At 67.2% G+C, this 13,681-nt stretch carries 17 protein-coding genes; 8 read left to right on the top strand and 9 right to left on the bottom strand.

Annotation, left to right across the window (positions count from 1 at the left end; genetic code table 11):
• The first annotated feature begins 81 nt into the window (after nucleotides 1–81).
• The 3 genes from AADJ02_RS06955 to AADJ02_RS06945 all read left to right on the top strand — a co-directional run bounded on the left by AADJ02_RS06955 (nucleotide 82) and on the right by AADJ02_RS06945 (nucleotide 1,256).
• Nucleotides 82–324 (top strand): BolA family transcriptional regulator, encoded by a 243-nt coding sequence (locus tag AADJ02_RS06955; RefSeq protein WP_341212270.1) that lies wholly within the window; start codon nucleotides 82–84, stop codon nucleotides 322–324.
• A gap of 26 nt (nucleotides 325–350) precedes the next feature.
• Complete coding sequence (grxD, locus tag AADJ02_RS06950; RefSeq protein WP_341212269.1) at nucleotides 351–731, top strand: Grx4 family monothiol glutaredoxin; 381 nt, start codon at nucleotides 351–353, stop codon at nucleotides 729–731.
• Between the two features lie 135 nt (nucleotides 732–866).
• Complete coding sequence (locus AADJ02_RS06945; RefSeq protein ID WP_341212268.1) at nucleotides 867–1,256, top strand: hypothetical protein; 390 nt, start codon at nucleotides 867–869, stop codon at nucleotides 1,254–1,256.
• Between the two features lie 5 nt (nucleotides 1,257–1,261).
• On the opposite strand, the gene AADJ02_RS06940 is transcribed toward AADJ02_RS06945, so the two are convergent.
• Both AADJ02_RS06940 and AADJ02_RS06935 read right to left on the bottom strand, forming a co-directional pair.
• Nucleotides 1,262–1,669 (bottom strand): cell division protein ZapA, encoded by a 408-nt coding sequence (locus AADJ02_RS06940; RefSeq protein ID WP_341212267.1) that lies wholly within the window; start codon nucleotides 1,667–1,669, stop codon nucleotides 1,262–1,264.
• The gene (locus AADJ02_RS06935; RefSeq protein WP_341212266.1) at nucleotides 1,669–2,136 is read right to left on the bottom strand and encodes a hypothetical protein; all 468 of its coding nucleotides are present in this window, start codon (nucleotides 2,134–2,136) and stop codon (nucleotides 1,669–1,671) included. Before AADJ02_RS06935 ends, AADJ02_RS06940 begins: the two co-directional genes overlap by 1 nt.
• A 222-nt stretch (nucleotides 2,137–2,358) precedes the next feature.
• On the opposite strand from AADJ02_RS06935, the gene tkt reads away from it, so the two are divergent.
• Both tkt and AADJ02_RS06925 read left to right on the top strand, forming a co-directional pair.
• Complete coding sequence (gene tkt, locus AADJ02_RS06930) at nucleotides 2,359–4,374, top strand: transketolase (RefSeq protein ID WP_341212265.1); 2,016 nt, start codon at nucleotides 2,359–2,361, stop codon at nucleotides 4,372–4,374.
• Nucleotides 4,375–4,508: 134 nt separating this feature from the next.
• The gene (locus AADJ02_RS06925; RefSeq protein WP_341212264.1) at nucleotides 4,509–5,321 is read left to right on the top strand and encodes a class I SAM-dependent methyltransferase; all 813 of its coding nucleotides are present in this window, start codon (nucleotides 4,509–4,511) and stop codon (nucleotides 5,319–5,321) included.
• Here the strand turns inward: AADJ02_RS06925 and AADJ02_RS06920 are convergent.
• Nucleotides 5,318–5,683, bottom strand: a complete 366-nt coding sequence (locus AADJ02_RS06920) for a DoxX family protein (RefSeq protein ID WP_341212467.1) — start codon at nucleotides 5,681–5,683, stop codon at nucleotides 5,318–5,320. The genes AADJ02_RS06925 and AADJ02_RS06920 overlap by 4 nt on opposite strands.
• 61 nt (nucleotides 5,684–5,744) lie before the next feature.
• Between AADJ02_RS06920 and AADJ02_RS06915 the strand changes: the two genes are divergently transcribed.
• Both AADJ02_RS06915 and gap read left to right on the top strand, forming a co-directional pair.
• Entirely contained in the window at nucleotides 5,745–5,888 is a 144-nt protein-coding gene (locus tag AADJ02_RS06915) for a hypothetical protein (RefSeq protein ID WP_341212263.1), read from the top strand.
• Between the two features lie 126 nt (nucleotides 5,889–6,014).
• Nucleotides 6,015–7,016, top strand: coding sequence for a type I glyceraldehyde-3-phosphate dehydrogenase (gene gap, locus AADJ02_RS06910; RefSeq protein WP_341212262.1), 1,002 nt, complete (start codon nucleotides 6,015–6,017; stop codon nucleotides 7,014–7,016).
• Nucleotides 7,017–7,122: 106 nt separating this feature from the next.
• Here the strand turns inward: gap and AADJ02_RS06905 are convergent, their stop codons facing one another.
• The 6 genes from AADJ02_RS06905 to AADJ02_RS06880 all read right to left on the bottom strand — a co-directional run bounded on the left by AADJ02_RS06905 (nucleotide 7,123) and on the right by AADJ02_RS06880 (nucleotide 12,035).
• Nucleotides 7,123–7,527 (bottom strand): ACT domain-containing protein, encoded by a 405-nt coding sequence (locus AADJ02_RS06905; protein ID WP_341212466.1) that lies wholly within the window; start codon nucleotides 7,525–7,527, stop codon nucleotides 7,123–7,125.
• A gap of 133 nt (nucleotides 7,528–7,660) precedes the next feature.
• Nucleotides 7,661–8,596 carry an extensin family protein gene (locus AADJ02_RS06900; protein ID WP_341212261.1) on the bottom strand — a complete coding sequence of 312 codons (936 nt, stop codon included), beginning with the start codon at nucleotides 8,594–8,596 and terminating at the stop codon, nucleotides 7,661–7,663.
• 8 nt (nucleotides 8,597–8,604) lie between these two features.
• Entirely contained in the window at nucleotides 8,605–9,966 is a 1,362-nt protein-coding gene (locus AADJ02_RS06895; RefSeq protein ID WP_341212260.1) for a L,D-transpeptidase family protein, read from the bottom strand.
• Between the two features lie 61 nt (nucleotides 9,967–10,027).
• Nucleotides 10,028–10,522 (bottom strand): pantetheine-phosphate adenylyltransferase, encoded by a 495-nt coding sequence (gene coaD / locus AADJ02_RS06890; protein ID WP_341212259.1) that lies wholly within the window; start codon nucleotides 10,520–10,522, stop codon nucleotides 10,028–10,030.
• 127 nt (nucleotides 10,523–10,649) lie between these two features.
• The gene (locus AADJ02_RS06885) at nucleotides 10,650–11,084 is read right to left on the bottom strand and encodes a CBS domain-containing protein (protein WP_341212258.1); all 435 of its coding nucleotides are present in this window, start codon (nucleotides 11,082–11,084) and stop codon (nucleotides 10,650–10,652) included.
• A gap of 45 nt (nucleotides 11,085–11,129) precedes the next feature.
• Nucleotides 11,130–12,035: a LysR family transcriptional regulator gene (locus AADJ02_RS06880; RefSeq protein WP_341212257.1), complete on the bottom strand. Its 906-nt coding sequence runs from the start codon at nucleotides 12,033–12,035 to the stop codon at nucleotides 11,130–11,132.
• Between the two features lie 119 nt (nucleotides 12,036–12,154).
• Between AADJ02_RS06880 and AADJ02_RS06875 the strand changes: the two genes are divergently transcribed.
• Nucleotides 12,155–13,654 (top strand): CoA-acylating methylmalonate-semialdehyde dehydrogenase, encoded by a 1,500-nt coding sequence (locus AADJ02_RS06875; protein WP_341212256.1) that lies wholly within the window; start codon nucleotides 12,155–12,157, stop codon nucleotides 13,652–13,654.
• Nucleotides 13,655–13,681 lie beyond the last annotated feature (27 nt).

Here is a 13,681-nt window from a genome sequence, read left to right as displayed (position 1 = left end):
ATACTGCCCCGGCGGCGGCCTTGCGTGCCGCCGGGGCGCCGCCTACATCTGAAGCGACATGAACAGGCGAGGAAGACAGACATGGCGATGAGCGCACAGGAAATCGAGGATCTCCTGCGAGAGACCTTTCCCGAGGCGAAGATCTCCATCACCGACCTCGCCGGAGACGGCAATCATTATGCCGCCGAGGTGATCGACGAGAGCTTCCGCGGCCAGAACCGGGTGCAGCAACAGCGCGCCGTCTACGCCGCCCTCAAGGGCCGCATGGATGGCCCCTCGGGCGATCTGCACGCGCTGGCGCTGACCACTAAGGCACCCGATTGACCCCCATTCCCGCAAAGGACACGCACATGACCGCGCAGGACACCACCAACGCCAACGCCCGCATCGAAGAGATCGTCAAATCGAACGACGTCGTGCTCTTCATGAAGGGCACCAAGACCATGCCGCAGTGCGGCTTTTCGAGCCGCGTCGCTGGCGTGCTCAACTTCATGGGCCTCGAATTTCGGGACGTGAACGTGCTCGAGGACAACGACATCCGTCAGGGCATCAAGGACTACTCCGACTGGCCGACGATCCCGCAGCTCTACGTCAAGGGCGAGTTCGTCGGCGGCTGCGACATCATCACCGAGATGACGCTGTCGGGCGAATTGGACCAGCTGCTCGAGACCAATGGAGTCAGCTTCGACCGCGACGCCGCCGAGAAGATCCGCGACGCCAACAAGGGCTGACGCGAACCGAAGGAATGCCGGAACAGGCCGCGATCCTCCAAGATCGCGGCCTGTCCTTTTGCACAGGCTTCCCTTGCGTCAATCCCATCTGATCTGCACACTTCCCGCGGTATCGCGATCTGTGGAGGTGCTGCGATGAAGTCCATTGTTATTGCTGCCGCGCTGGCCATCCTGGCGCCGTCCGCCTCGGCGCAGGAGGTCATCACCTCCTACGCCGCCTGGCTCTCTCCAAATGACATGGTGAACTCGCGCGGGGTCCGTCTCACCGACATCGCCGCGATCCTGCAACAGGACCGGGCAAATTATCACCGGTTCGGTCGACGGGACGAGGGCGACGGGACCGACGGGCTGTTCGCCTCGCGTGACATGCGTTCGCGCATTCCCGATCTATACGCGCGCGGGCCGGGGGCACCGGCATATATCCTCGACGACATCCGAAGCGGTCGGGGGCATTACGTCTGGGTTCGCGTCATCGGCCGCGGCGGGCGGCCCGATCACATCGAGGTCCACGAAGGCGCGGGCTGAGCGCGTCAGACCCCCGCCTTCTCGACCCGCTCGGCCAACGCTTCGGCGCGGGCCGTCATCTCGGCCAGCATCTCGATCAGCCCATGCGGGATCACCGGCACCTCGACCTGGACCTTCTGCGGCTCGCTGCGCATCTTGTTGATCGTAGCCTCGGTCTGGCTCAGACGCCGCTCGACTTGGCCCGCGTAATTCTCGGCCTGGCGCAGCCGATCCTCGAGGCCCGCCGCGCGATCGGCCAGCATGAGGCCCGCCATCAACAGCATCTTGCTCTCGGGCATCCGCCCGGCCTGGCTCGCCAGACCAGAGGCCTCTTCGTCGAGCAGCTTGGCGGCGGCGGTCAGATAGGGCTCCTCGCCCGACTGGCAGGCGACCGTGAAGGCGCGTCCGCCGATGGTAATCTCGACCTGCGGCATCACTCGCGCTCCTCGACCAGCGGTTTCAGTTCCGACAGCACCGCGCCCAGCTCGGCCACTTCGGCGTCGCGCTCGGCACGCAGCGCCTCCAGCTCGGCGGCCATGGCGCGGTCGATCAGCTCAGGGTCGGCCAATTCGGCCTCCATTGCCTCGCGCAGTTCGCCCGCGACCTCGCGCAGCTCGGCGTTGGAGTGGCGCAGCGCCTGAAGCTGCCCGTCGAGCTCGGCCATCTGGGCGTTCTGCGCCTCGATTCGTGCCTCGAAGGCGGCGAGCCGGCTATCTTGTTCCTCGCGCAGCGCCTTGAGCCGATGTTCAAGTTCGACATTGGCTTGCTGCTGCGCGTCCAGTTCGGCCCCGAGCGCGTCGTCGTCGCCGCGCGGCCCGGCGCTCTCGATCCGGTCGAGCCCTTGGCCAATCCGGTCCAGCGCCGCCGAAAGGCGGCTCTCAAATTCGGTGATGTCGGTCATCGCGCCCCTGCCTGCCCTGCCCCGTCGCATCCTCGATCGGCCAAGGGCCGTCCGAATCGCGCCGGGCTTCGGAAAACCTAGACCACGCCCGCGCAGCCCGCAAACCGCGCCCCGCCGGAGCACGGCTCCGCCCGTTCGCTTGAACTCGCCCGCGCCCCCTGTCAATACCATGCGCAACGAGGGGGCCGCGGCCGCGTCCCCGATGCAAACCGGAGGACACCCATGGACATCGCCGCCCTGCGCGACAAGCATCCCGAGCACTGGAGGAAGGCTGCGGCCATCCGCACCCTGACCCTCGACGCCGTCGCGGCGGCCAACTCGGGTCACTCCGGCATGCCGATGGGCATGGCCGATGTCGCCACCGTGCTGTTCGAAAACCACCTGAAGTTCGACCCCAAGGCCCCCAAGTGGGCCGACCGCGACCGCTTCATCCTCTCGGTGGGCCACGGCTCGATGCTGCTGTATTCGGTGCTGCATCTGACCGGCTACGAAGAGGTCACGCTCGACGAAGTGAAGAACTTCCGCCAGTGGGGCGCCAAGACCGCCGGCCACCCCGAGAGCGAGTATCTCGACGCCGTGGAGACCACCACCGGCCCGCTCGGTCAGGGCATCGCCAACTCGGTCGGCTTTGCCATTGCCGAAGAGATGCTGCGCGCCAAGTACGGCTCGAAGATCGTCGACCATCACACCTATGTCATGGCCGGTGACGGCTGCCTGATGGAGGGCGTGAGCCAGGAGGCGATCGCGCTTGCCGGCATGCAGAAGCTGTCGAAGCTCGTCGTGTTCTTCGACGACAACGGCATCACCATCGACGGCAAGGTGTCGATCGCCGACATCACCGATCAGGCGGCGCGCTTCGAAGCCTCTGGCTGGCACGTCCAGTCGATCGACGGGCATGACCCCGAGGCCATCGACGCCGCGATCGTCGCCGCCAAGGCCGATCCGCGCCCCTCGATGATCGCTTGCAAGACGCATATCGCACTCGGCTCCTCGGCGCAGGACACCGCAAAGGGCCACGGCGCGCTGACCGACGCCACGCTCATCGCCGACACCAAGAAGGCCTACGGCTGGGATCACGCCCCCTTCGAGATCCCCTCGGACGTGAAGTCGCAATGGGAAGCGATGGGCGCGCGCGGTGCCAAGGCACATGAAGAATGGCGCGAGCGCTTCGACGCGCTGTCCGAGCGCAAGCGCATCGAGTTCGAGCGCGCCTTCGCCGGCGAGGCCCCGAAGGCCCTCTCCGCCAAGATCCGCGCTTTCAAGAAAGAGGCCGTGGAGAACGCGAAATCCGTGGCCTCGCGCAAGTCCTCGGAGATGGTGCTCAACGTCGTCAACGGCGTGATGACCGAAACCGTGGGCGGCTCGGCCGACCTGACCGGCTCGAACAACACCCGTTCGGGCGACATGGAAGTGTTCTCGCCCGACAACCGCTCGGGCCGCTACATCCATTACGGCATCCGCGAGCACGGCATGGCGGCGGCGATGAACGGCATCGCGCTGCACGGTGGCCTGCGCCCCTATGGCGGCACCTTCATGGCCTTCACCGACTACGCGCGCGGCGCGATGCGCCTCTCGGCGCTGATGCACCAGCCGGTGGTCTATGTGATGACCCACGACAGCATTGGTCTGGGCGAAGACGGCCCGACCCACCAGCCGGTCGAACACCTGTCGATGCTGCGCGCGACACCGAATACCTACGTATTCCGCCCCGCCGACACGGTCGAGACCGCCGAGGCCTGGGAGATCGCGCTGACGACCACCGACCGCCCCTCGGTGCTGGCGCTGAGCCGCCAGAACCTGATGCCGGTGCGCAATGAGCACAAGACCAAGAACCTCACCGAGCAAGGCGCCTATGTGCTGCGCGAGGCGGGCGAAAAGCGCCGCGCGATCCTCATGGCATCGGGCTCCGAGGTCGAGGTCGCGATGATGGCACGCGACATGCTCGAAGCCGAGGGCATCGGCGTGCGGATCGTTTCCGTGCCCTGCATGGAGCTGTTCGCGGCCCAGGACGAAGCCTACCGCAAGCGCGTGCTGCCCGCGGGGCCGGTGCGCGTCGCCATCGAGGCGGGCGTGCGCCAGAGCTGGGACCGTCTGCTTCTGGGCGAGCGCGGCCGCGAGCAGAAGGCGGGCTTCGTGGGCATGGAGGGCTTCGGCGCCTCCGCCCCCGCCGAGACGCTCTACGAAAAGTTCGGCATCACGGCACAGGCCGTGGTCGAGAAGGTGAAGTCGCTGCTCTGAGCGACGCGACCTCGCAAGATCAGGGGGCGGCCTTCGGGCCGCCCCTTTTGCTTTGGGATTGGCGGCCTCATCACTGCACAGTCGTCATGCTATGCTGCGACCACGGCGGGGCCCTCCCGTCAGGGAGCATAATCATGGCCGAGGCACCGCGTTTCTTCACCGGCGACATCCCCCGCCACTACGACACGGGCCTCGGGCCTTGGATCTTCGCGGACGCAGCCGAGGACCTTGCACGCCGCGCCGTCGCGCTCAGGCCCGCTTCGGTGCTGGAGATCGCCGCGGGCACCGGCATCCTGAGCCGCCGCCTGCGCGACACCCTGCCCACGCCCTCGCGCCTCGTCGTCACCGATCTCAGTCCCGCGATGCTCGAGGTCGCGCAGGGCAAGTTCGCGCCGGGCGAGGATGTAAAGATCGTGCAAGCCGACGCCATGGCCCTGCCCTTTCCCGACGCCAGTTTCGATCTCGTGATCTGCCAGTTCGGGGTGATGTTCTTTCCCGACAAGGTGGCGGCCTTCCGCGAGGCGGGGCGCGTGCTGCGCCCCGGCGGGCGGCTTTTGTTCAGCAGCTGGGCCGCGATGCGCGACAACGCGTTCGCCCAAGCCGCCGAAGCCGTGGCGGAGCAGGCGTTTCCGGACGACCCGCCCGGTTTCTACAAATACCCATTTTCCTATGACGACCCCGAACAGGCGCTGTCGGATCTGGCGCAGGGGGGCTTTGCCGCCGAGCATAGTGAGCAGCCGCTGCGCCGCGAGGTAACGGACCCGGAGGGTTTTGCGCGGGGACTGGTCTATGGCAACCCGATCATCGGTGAACTGGCCGATCGCGGCCTCGACCCCGAAGAGGTGGTCGCGCGGATGAGGGCCGAACTGACGGCGCGGATCGGCACGCCGTTGGTGCTCGACCTCAGGGCGCATGTGTTCACGGCCCGCAAGCTTGGGGCTACCTAGTCGAGGCGCACCGCGATCCGCCCCGCGCCCGCGACGGCAAGCGCGAGGCAGCCGCCCGCGATCGACCAGTTCTTGACGAAGATCGTCATTTGCCACGGGTCATCGGGAAGAAAGTGGAACACCGAGGTGACGACGCAATAGAGCGCCAGCGACAGCGCCACGGGCCGCACCGCCACCCCGAAGGCTAGCGCCAGACCGGCCGCGGCGTTGTAAGCCAGCGCCGGCCAGACCAGCAGCCCCGGCAGGCGCCAGCCGGTCAGCAGGCCGATCACCTGATCCGGCTCGAAGGCCTTCTGCGCCGCGCCGCCGATGAACAGCATGGCGATCAACAGACGACCGATCAGCAACAGCCAATCGTCCACGCGCAGCCCCGCGCCCGTCGGGGCCTGCGCGTCCGGGGCACCAGGGTCTAGATTGGCCAGCATGAGCACCTCCATCGCCCTCGCAGTATTCGCGGCCATCCTAGCCGCCCTCGTGGCCGATCACTACTGGCTCGATGGCAGGGGCGCGCTCACGGTTGCGCGTGCGGGGCTCGATCTGATGCGCTGGCTCGCGGTCTGGCGCTGAAACCGGTCCTCGGGCCGACGATGTCGCCGCACAAGGGGGCCGCCGGGGCGATCTTTGGTTGACGCGGGGCCACAAATGCCGATCTTGGCGCCGAACCCAAGCCCGGCAATTCCCGAGGAGACTCCCATGGCTGTCAAGGTAGCAATCAACGGCTTCGGCCGCATCGGGCGCAACGTCCTGCGCGGCATCATCGAATCCGGCCGCACCGACATCGAGGTCGTGGCCATCAACGATCTCGGCCCCGTTGAGACCAACGCCCACCTGCTGCGCTACGACAGCGTGCATGGCCGTTTCCCGCACGAGGTGAAGACCACCGAGGACACGATCGATGTCGGCCGCGGCCCGATCCGCGTCACCGCGATCCGCGACCCCAAGGAGCTGCCCTGGTCCGACGTCGACGTCGCGCTCGAATGCACCGGCATCTTCGTGAGCCACGAGAAAGCCGCGATGCACCTCGAGAACGGCTCCAAGCGCGTGCTCGTCTCCGCCCCTTGCTCGGGCGCCGAGAAGACCATCGTCTATGGCGTCAACCACGAGAGCCTGACCGCCGAGGACAAGGTCGTGTCGAACGCGTCGTGCACCACCAACTGCCTGTCGCCGGTGGCCAAGGTGCTCAACGATGCCATCGGCATCGAAAAGGGCTTCATGACCACCATCCACAGCTACACCGGCGACCAGCCGACGCTGGACACGATGCACAAGGATCTCTACCGCGGCCGCGCCGCAGCGCTGTCGATGATCCCGACCTCGACCGGTGCCGCCAAGGCCGTGGGCCTCGTGCTGCCCGAGCTGAACGGCAAGCTCGACGGCGTCGCGATCCGCGTGCCGACGCCCAACGTCTCGGTCGTCGACCTGACCTTCAACGCCGAGCGCGAAACCTCGGTGGAAGAGATCAACCAGCTGATCCGCGATGCCGCCAATGGCCCGCTCAAGGGCATCCTCGGCTTCACCGACGAGCCGCTGGTGAGCTCGGACTTCAACCACGACCCGCACTCCTCGGTGTTCCACACCGACCAGACCAAGGTCATGGACGGCACCATGTGCCGCATCCTGACGTGGTACGACAACGAGTGGGGCTTCTCCAACCGCATGGCCGACACCGCCGTGGCGATGGGCAAGCTGGGCTGATCGCCCTCCCCTATATGACGCGAAAGGCCGCCCCCCGGGGCGGCCTTTTTCACGAATGACATGTCGCCAGAGCGACCACGCGTGGGCGCACCGTCCGGCTTCCGCCTCAGCTGCCCTGCGACGACGCCTGCCCTGCCGTATCGTTCTGCAACGAGATCAATATCTCCATCGCCCGATCGCACCTCTTCGCGGGCAGGAAGACGTGATCGTGGTGATAGGCGGCGACCATGTTGCAGGCGATACCCTCGCTCGCGAGGGCGGAGGCCACGGCTGCTGTCAGCCCTACCCCTTCGAGCGAGGAGAAGACGTGGAGCGTGATGCAGCGCATCGGCAGATCCACCGCCAGCCCCGCACGCCGCGCCGCTTCGACGGGAAGCAGCAGGGACACGCCCTCGTCCTCCCTCACGACTGAGAAAGCCTCCGCAAGGAGCGCCCCGACAAGATCGGGATCTTGCGTCGTGACAAAGCCGAACAGGCCGGGCCGCAGGACCGGTGTCATTCCCGATATCATCTGCTGGGCGGTTCGCGCGACGTCTGGCATTCCATGGTCCTTCATCGCAGTTTGCCTCAAGCTCGCAGAGCGCCGTACAACCGGCAAGATGCCATCCCTGCGGCGGGCCGGGCGGCGGATGTCGATCCCTGCGCTACTGACAGAGCCGAAACCCGCCGCGTCGCGCCTTCACGTCGAGATGCAGGTGATCGGCATGGGCCGCGTCCGAGCCCGGCCCGAGTACGGTGGTGAACTCCAGACAGGCGCTGGCGCGCACCGCATCCTGAAACGCCTCGGCCATGGTGCCGTCGCGCTCGCGCGGCTCGACCGCGACATCCGCACCCTCCGCAAAGCCGAAACTCATGATATCCACCGCGTTGCCAAAGGCATGTTCGGACAGCACCCCTTCCGCGTCGTTGTTGCGGCGGCGGCAGTTGTAGACCGTGCCTTGCCGGACCTCCGTGAGCGCGCCGCGCCCGAGCCTTGTGGCCGCGGGCTGCGCGAATTCGGTGGTCCAGCGCGCCAGAGCCAGCGCCGTTTCGCAACGCATAGGGGCCGGCGGCGACAGCGCCACGCCCGGCACGATCTGGCTCAGCGTCAGCGGATACACGATGCCGCAATCGGCGGTGTCGGGGTCATCGAGCGGTGTGCCCTCCTCCCAAACGGCACCCAGCTCGTCGAGCGCTGCGCGGCAGGCGGCGCGATCGGACTCAGGTGCCGCGAGCCGTTCGGGCATCGGCGGCACCTCATCGCGCGGGGCAGCGCCCGCGTCGGGTGGGGTATCGGTCGCGCCCACGGCTCCCTCCTCGTCGGGCAGCGGGGCATCGGCGTCTGAATCATCACCTGAGCTGTCCGCATTGCCCTCCGAACTTGCCTCCGTCTCGCCATCCCCCGTCTCCGTGCCCTCAGCCACGTCATCCAGCGGCTCTGACATGGCGTCGGGGAACGACACGGCTCCGGGGTCGGCGTCACCGGGCCGGGACGGCGCAGTATCGGTCACGAGATCGGCGGGCCGCGCCTCGGGCAGCGGCACCGTCTCAGGGGCCTGCTGCGCCGAGGCCGCGCCACCCGACAGCGCGACCGCCAGCATCAGCGCCCTCATTCCACGAACTCGACCGTCACACCGTTCGACACCAGATGCGCCAGCTCCTCGGCGTCCCAGTTGGTCATGCGCACGCAGCCGTGGCTGGCGGCATTGAACAGCGAATCCGGCTTGGAGGTACCGTGCAACCCGTAGGTCGGCTTGCTGAGATCGATCCAGACCGAGCCCACCGGGCCGTTGGGACCGGGCGGCAGGATCAGCACTTCGTCGTTGTCGCCCTGCTGGAAGTTGACGTCCGGGTTGTAGGTGTAGGTCGGGTCCATCGCCACGCCGACCACCTCGACCGTGCCAGAGGGCGACGGCGTTTGCGACGAGCCGATGGTGACGGGATAGTTCAGCACCATCCGGCCCTCGGCATCAAAGCCCGCAAGACGGCTGGTTCCCTTGCGCACTTCGACGCGGGCCACCTTGGTCTCCAGCCGGGGGCCGGGATCGGTGACGGTGATGGTCGTGCCCGCCTGCCATGCCGCTTGTGCGTTCAGCGCCTTCAGGAAGTCTTCGGACATGTGAAAACGTTCGGCCAGCTTTTCGGTGACGCTGGTGTAGCCAAGCTGATCGAGTTTCGCGAGTTCGGCATAGTCGTCGGGCAACGGATCGCTGAGGCCCGACATGTCGTCCTCGGTGATTGTGTAGCTTTGCAGCATCGGCGCGGGCGCGCTGGCGGTAAGCGCGTCCCAGACCTGTTGGTCGAGCTGACCGTCGGCCTCGAAGCCTTCGCGCGCCTCGAAGGCGGCGATGGCGCTTTCGCTCATGCCGCCCTTCCAGCCGTCGATGATGCCGGGCGAGACATGGGCACGGTCGAGCAGCACCTGCACCTTGACGGTGAGCGCCGACTGGCCATCGGGGAGCGTGCCGCCCTCGTACATGGCCGTCTCGATCGCCTCTGGCGTGGGCACGCTCTTGGCCGGTTCGGCCTGCATCACGGCAGCATCGGGGGCCGGGGCGGCGTCCGTGGTGGAGCTGCTACCCGAGGCCGGGGCCGCATCGGCGCTGCCCTCGCTCGCCGGCACCGCCGTGCCCTGCTGCGCCTCCACCGGCTGCGCGCCGTTGTTCTGTAAAAGCCGCAGCGTCTCGGGCTGGGCAGAAGAGCCGCCGGGCGTGGGCTCGGGGAGCGGCTGGGAGGAGGCCGCAGGTGGCGTGTCGCCTTGTGACGCGGGCGCCGGCGCGGGCGCGGAAGTTTCCTCGCTCGCACTGCTTTCGGTGGATGCCTCCTTCGCATCGCCCGAAGGCGCGCTTTTCAGGATCTCTCGGGTCTCGGCCGCGATGTCCGCCCCGCTTTCCTGCGATTGTTGCGCGAGTGCGCCGGTGGCCGCGAGGGCAAGGACGGACAGGGAAAGGCGGGTCAGGGTTCGGCTCATCGGGCGCTCCTCGCAACGGGTTCGAAGGGCAACGCCCCAAGCCCCGCTGAGGGTCCGCGCGTCAGAGCTCCAGACGGATCTTCAGCGCCTCCTCGACGCCCGAAGGGACGAAAGAGGACACGTCGCCACCCAGCCGAGCAATTTCCTTGACCAGCTTGGAGGCGATCGCCTGATGGCGCGCCTCGGCCATGAGAAAGACTGTCTCGACCGATTTGTCGAGCATCCGGTTCATGCCAACCATCTGGTATTCGTATTCGAAATCCGCCACCGCGCGCAGCCCGCGGATGATCATCTGCGCGCCGACGTCGCGCGCCGCGTCGATCAACAGATTCTCGAAAGGATGCACCACGATCTCGTTGCCGCAGGCTTGGGCGATCGGGGCGATCTCCGCTTCGATCATCGCCACGCGCTCTTCGAGCGAGAACAGAGGTGCCTTGTCGCGGTTGATCGCCACGCCGATCACCAGCCGGTCGACCAGCGTGCAGGCCCGACGGATGATATCGGTGTGGCCGAGTGTGACCGGATCGAAGGTTCCGGGGTAAAGCCCGATGCGCATGACGTCTCCTCGCCGCATGTTCGCGCGCCACACGACATCACGGCGGCGCGAGATGCAAGTCCCCGCGCCGCGCGGTCAAGGCTGCGCGCCGTCTCGGGCCGCCCCAGGCAGGCGCAGCCGCTAGGCCTCAGTGGCCCATGATCATCCCTTCGAGCGCATCCTTCTCCATCGACAGCTCCGACAGCCGCGCCTTGACCACGTCACCGATCGAGATCAGGCCGACCATATCTTCGCCGTCGACCACCGGGATGTGACGAAACCGGCCTTCGGTCATCCGCGCGAGCACGAGATCGGCGACCTCGTCACGGTGGCAGGTCACGGGGTCGGCGGTCATCATCTCCCTGACCTTCTCGTCGAGACATTCTGGCCCGCGCTTTCCGATCTCGCGCACGATGTCGCGCTCGGAGATGATGCCCTGCGCGCGCTTGCCGTCCTGAGAGACCACGAGAGCACCGATGCGCTTGTCCGACAACAGCCGCGCGGCCTCGGCCACCGTGGTGTCGGGTGTCACGGTGGCGACGGTATCGCTGGCCTTGGATTTCAGGATTTGTTGCACGAGCATGGACGCCCTCCTCAGCTGACGCCCCCGATGTCCGGGGGCCATGTCTCAACCGTCGCGCTCCGCGCTCCCCCCTGTCAAGCATTCCGCCTCGAGACGCGCCACCTCGGCACGCACCCCCGCGAGCAGCGCCGCGGCGAAACGGGTCAGCCGGGTCGAGCGCCGGTCAGCGGCATGACGCACCAGCCAGAAGGCACGCGTCAGCGACAGCTCATTCGTCAGCACGCGGCGCAGTTCCGGCGCGAAGGGCAGCGCGAAGTCATGCACGATGCCGATGCCCGCGTGGCGCAGCATCATCAGCTGCACCGAAACCGAGTTCGAGGCGAGCGGGACGCCGCGCGCCCCGAGATCGCCCAGGTAATCGAGCTCGCGGTCGAAGATCATGTCAGGGATGTAGCCGACCAGAGGCCTGTCACCGAGCGCTGCGAGGCTTTGCGGAAGCGGCGCATCGGCGCGCTGGGCAAGGCTCAGGCGGTAGTCGGTGATCTTCTGCACCGTCAGCCGCCCAGCCTGTGGCGGGCTCACGGTGACGGCCATGTCGGCCTCGCGCTTGGACAGGTTGACCACGCGCGGCAGGGCGAGGATCTGCAGCTCCAGATCCGGGTTCTCGGCCTGGATCGCGGCGCAGACCTGCGGCAGGATGAAGTTGGCGCAGCCATCCGGCGCGCCGATGCGGATCTGCCCCGTCAGCCCCCGTTCCGGCGCCCCCGCCTCCCCCGCCAGCGCCAGCGCGGCTTCGGCACGCGCCGCATGGGCCTGCAGCCGTTCGCCCCGCCCGGTCAGCGCGTAGCCCTGCGGGCTTTTTACGAAGAGCGCGGCCCCCAGCCGCTCCTCCAACCGCGCGACGCGTCGCCCCAAGGTCGCGGGGTCCATCTTCAGCCCCGGTGCCGCCGCCGACAGGCTTTCAGCGCGCGCGACCGCGAGAAAAACGCGGATGTCGTCCCAGTTTTCCACGTGCCAGCCCGCCCTATCATGCAAAAATGCAAAACTGTTTTGGTATCATGCCGGTTTTACCCGCATTTCCGCAAGGCTATACACCTCCTCAAGAAATACCGTTCTCGGGAGGACCAGACATGCAGAACCTGACCCATTACATTGGCGGCGCACACGTCGAAGGACGCTCGGGCCGTTATTCGGACGTCTTCAACCCCGCCACCGGCGAAGTGCAATCGCGCGCGCCACTGGCGTCGCGCGAGGAGATCGACCACGCCGTCGAAACCGCGCAGAAAGCGCAGCCCGCATGGGCCGCGACCAACCCGCAGCGCCGTGCGCGGGTGATGATGGAGTTCGTGCGCCTTCTGAACCGCGACATGGACAAGCTGGCCGAGGCGCTGAGCCGCGAGCATGGCAAGACGCTCCCCGATGCCAAGGGCGACGTGCAGCGCGGACTTGAGGTGGTCGAGTTCTGCATCGGCGCGCCGCACCTGCTCAAGGGCGAGTACACCGACGGCGCAGGCCCCGGCATCGACATGTATTCAATGCGCCAGCCTCTCGGCGTTTCGGCGGGCATCACCCCGTTCAACTTCCCCGCAATGATCCCGATGTGGATGTTCGCCCCCGCCATCGCCTGCGGCAACGCCTTCATCCTCAAGCCCTCCGAGCGCGCGCCCTCGGTACCGATGATGCTCGCCGAGCTGATGGAAGAGGCCGGCCTGCCCAAGGGCATCCTGCAGGTCGTCAACGGCGACAAGGATGCGGTGGACGCGATCCTCGAGCACGAGGGCATCGCTTCGATCGGCTTTGTCGGCTCGACCCCGATCGCCGAGTACATCTACGGCAAGGGCTGCGCCAACGGCAAACGCGTGCAGTGCTTTGGTGGCGCCAAGAACCACATGATCATCATGCCGGACGCGGATATGGAGAAGGCCGCCGACGCGCTGGTCGGCGCGGGCTATGGCGCCGCTGGCGAGCGCTGCATGGCGATCTCGGTCGCGGTGCCCGTGGGCGACGAGACCGCCGACCGGCTGATCTCCGCGCTCAAGCCGCGGATCGAGAGCCTGAAGGTCGGGCCCTACACCTCGGGCGACGACGTGGATTTCGGCCCCGTCATCACCGCCGCCGCCAAAGAGAACATTCTCAAGATGGTGCAGTCGGGCGTCGATGCGGGGGCCGAACTGGTCGTCGACGGGCGCGACTTCGGCTTGCAGGGCTACGAGGATGGCTTTTTCGTCGGCGCACACCTGTTCGACCGCGTGACGCCCGACATGGATATCTACCGCAAGGAGATCTTCGGCCCGGTGCTCTCGACCGTGCGCGCGGGCTCCTACGAGGAAGCGCTGAAGCTCGCCATGGATCACGAGATGGGCAACGGCACCGCGATCTTCACCCGCGACGGGGATGCCGCGCGCGATTTCGCCAACCGCGTGAACGTCGGCATGGTGGGCATCAACGTGCCGATCCCGGTGCCGCTGGCCTATCACAGCTTCGGCGGCTGGAAGAAGTCGGCCTTCGGCGACCTGAACCAGCATGGCACCGACAGCTTCAAGTTCTACACCAAGACCAAGACCGTCACCGCGCGCTGGCCCTCGGGCATCAAGGACGGTGGCGAGTTCAACTTCAAGCCGATGGACTGACGCCCCCGCCTCACGGCGATGTGGCTC

The organism is uncultured Limimaricola sp. (assembly GCF_964022235.1).
Taxonomy (GTDB): Bacteria; Pseudomonadota; Alphaproteobacteria; order Rhodobacterales; family Rhodobacteraceae; genus Limimaricola.
The sequence above is the reverse complement of the archived record's forward strand: the minus strand, read 5'-3'. Positions and strand labels throughout refer to the sequence as shown.

Coding starts and splice junctions, on each gene's coding strand:
- AADJ02_RS06955 (WP_341212270.1), top strand. CDS start 82: ATGGCGATGAGCGCACAGGAAATCGAGGATCTCCTGCGAGAGACCTTT.
- grxD (WP_341212269.1), top strand. CDS start 351: ATGACCGCGCAGGACACCACCAACGCCAACGCCCGCATCGAAGAGATC.
- AADJ02_RS06945 (WP_341212268.1), top strand. CDS start 867: ATGAAGTCCATTGTTATTGCTGCCGCGCTGGCCATCCTGGCGCCGTCC.
- AADJ02_RS06940 (WP_341212267.1), bottom strand. CDS start 1,669: ATGCCGCAGGTCGAGATTACCATCGGCGGACGCGCCTTCACGGTCGCC.
- AADJ02_RS06935 (WP_341212266.1), bottom strand. CDS start 2,136: ATGACCGACATCACCGAATTTGAGAGCCGCCTTTCGGCGGCGCTGGAC.
- tkt (WP_341212265.1), top strand. CDS start 2,359: ATGGACATCGCCGCCCTGCGCGACAAGCATCCCGAGCACTGGAGGAAG.
- AADJ02_RS06925 (WP_341212264.1), top strand. CDS start 4,509: ATGGCCGAGGCACCGCGTTTCTTCACCGGCGACATCCCCCGCCACTAC.
- AADJ02_RS06915 (WP_341212263.1), top strand. CDS start 5,745: ATGAGCACCTCCATCGCCCTCGCAGTATTCGCGGCCATCCTAGCCGCC.
- gap (WP_341212262.1), top strand. CDS start 6,015: ATGGCTGTCAAGGTAGCAATCAACGGCTTCGGCCGCATCGGGCGCAAC.
- AADJ02_RS06905 (WP_341212466.1), bottom strand. CDS start 7,527: ATGATATCGGGAATGACACCGGTCCTGCGGCCCGGCCTGTTCGGCTTT.
- AADJ02_RS06900 (WP_341212261.1), bottom strand. CDS start 8,596: ATGCTGGCGGTCGCGCTGTCGGGTGGCGCGGCCTCGGCGCAGCAGGCC.
- AADJ02_RS06895 (WP_341212260.1), bottom strand. CDS start 9,966: ATGAGCCGAACCCTGACCCGCCTTTCCCTGTCCGTCCTTGCCCTCGCG.
- coaD (WP_341212259.1), bottom strand. CDS start 10,522: ATGCGCATCGGGCTTTACCCCGGAACCTTCGATCCGGTCACACTCGGC.
- AADJ02_RS06885 (WP_341212258.1), bottom strand. CDS start 11,084: ATGCTCGTGCAACAAATCCTGAAATCCAAGGCCAGCGATACCGTCGCC.
- AADJ02_RS06875 (WP_341212256.1), top strand. CDS start 12,155: ATGCAGAACCTGACCCATTACATTGGCGGCGCACACGTCGAAGGACGC.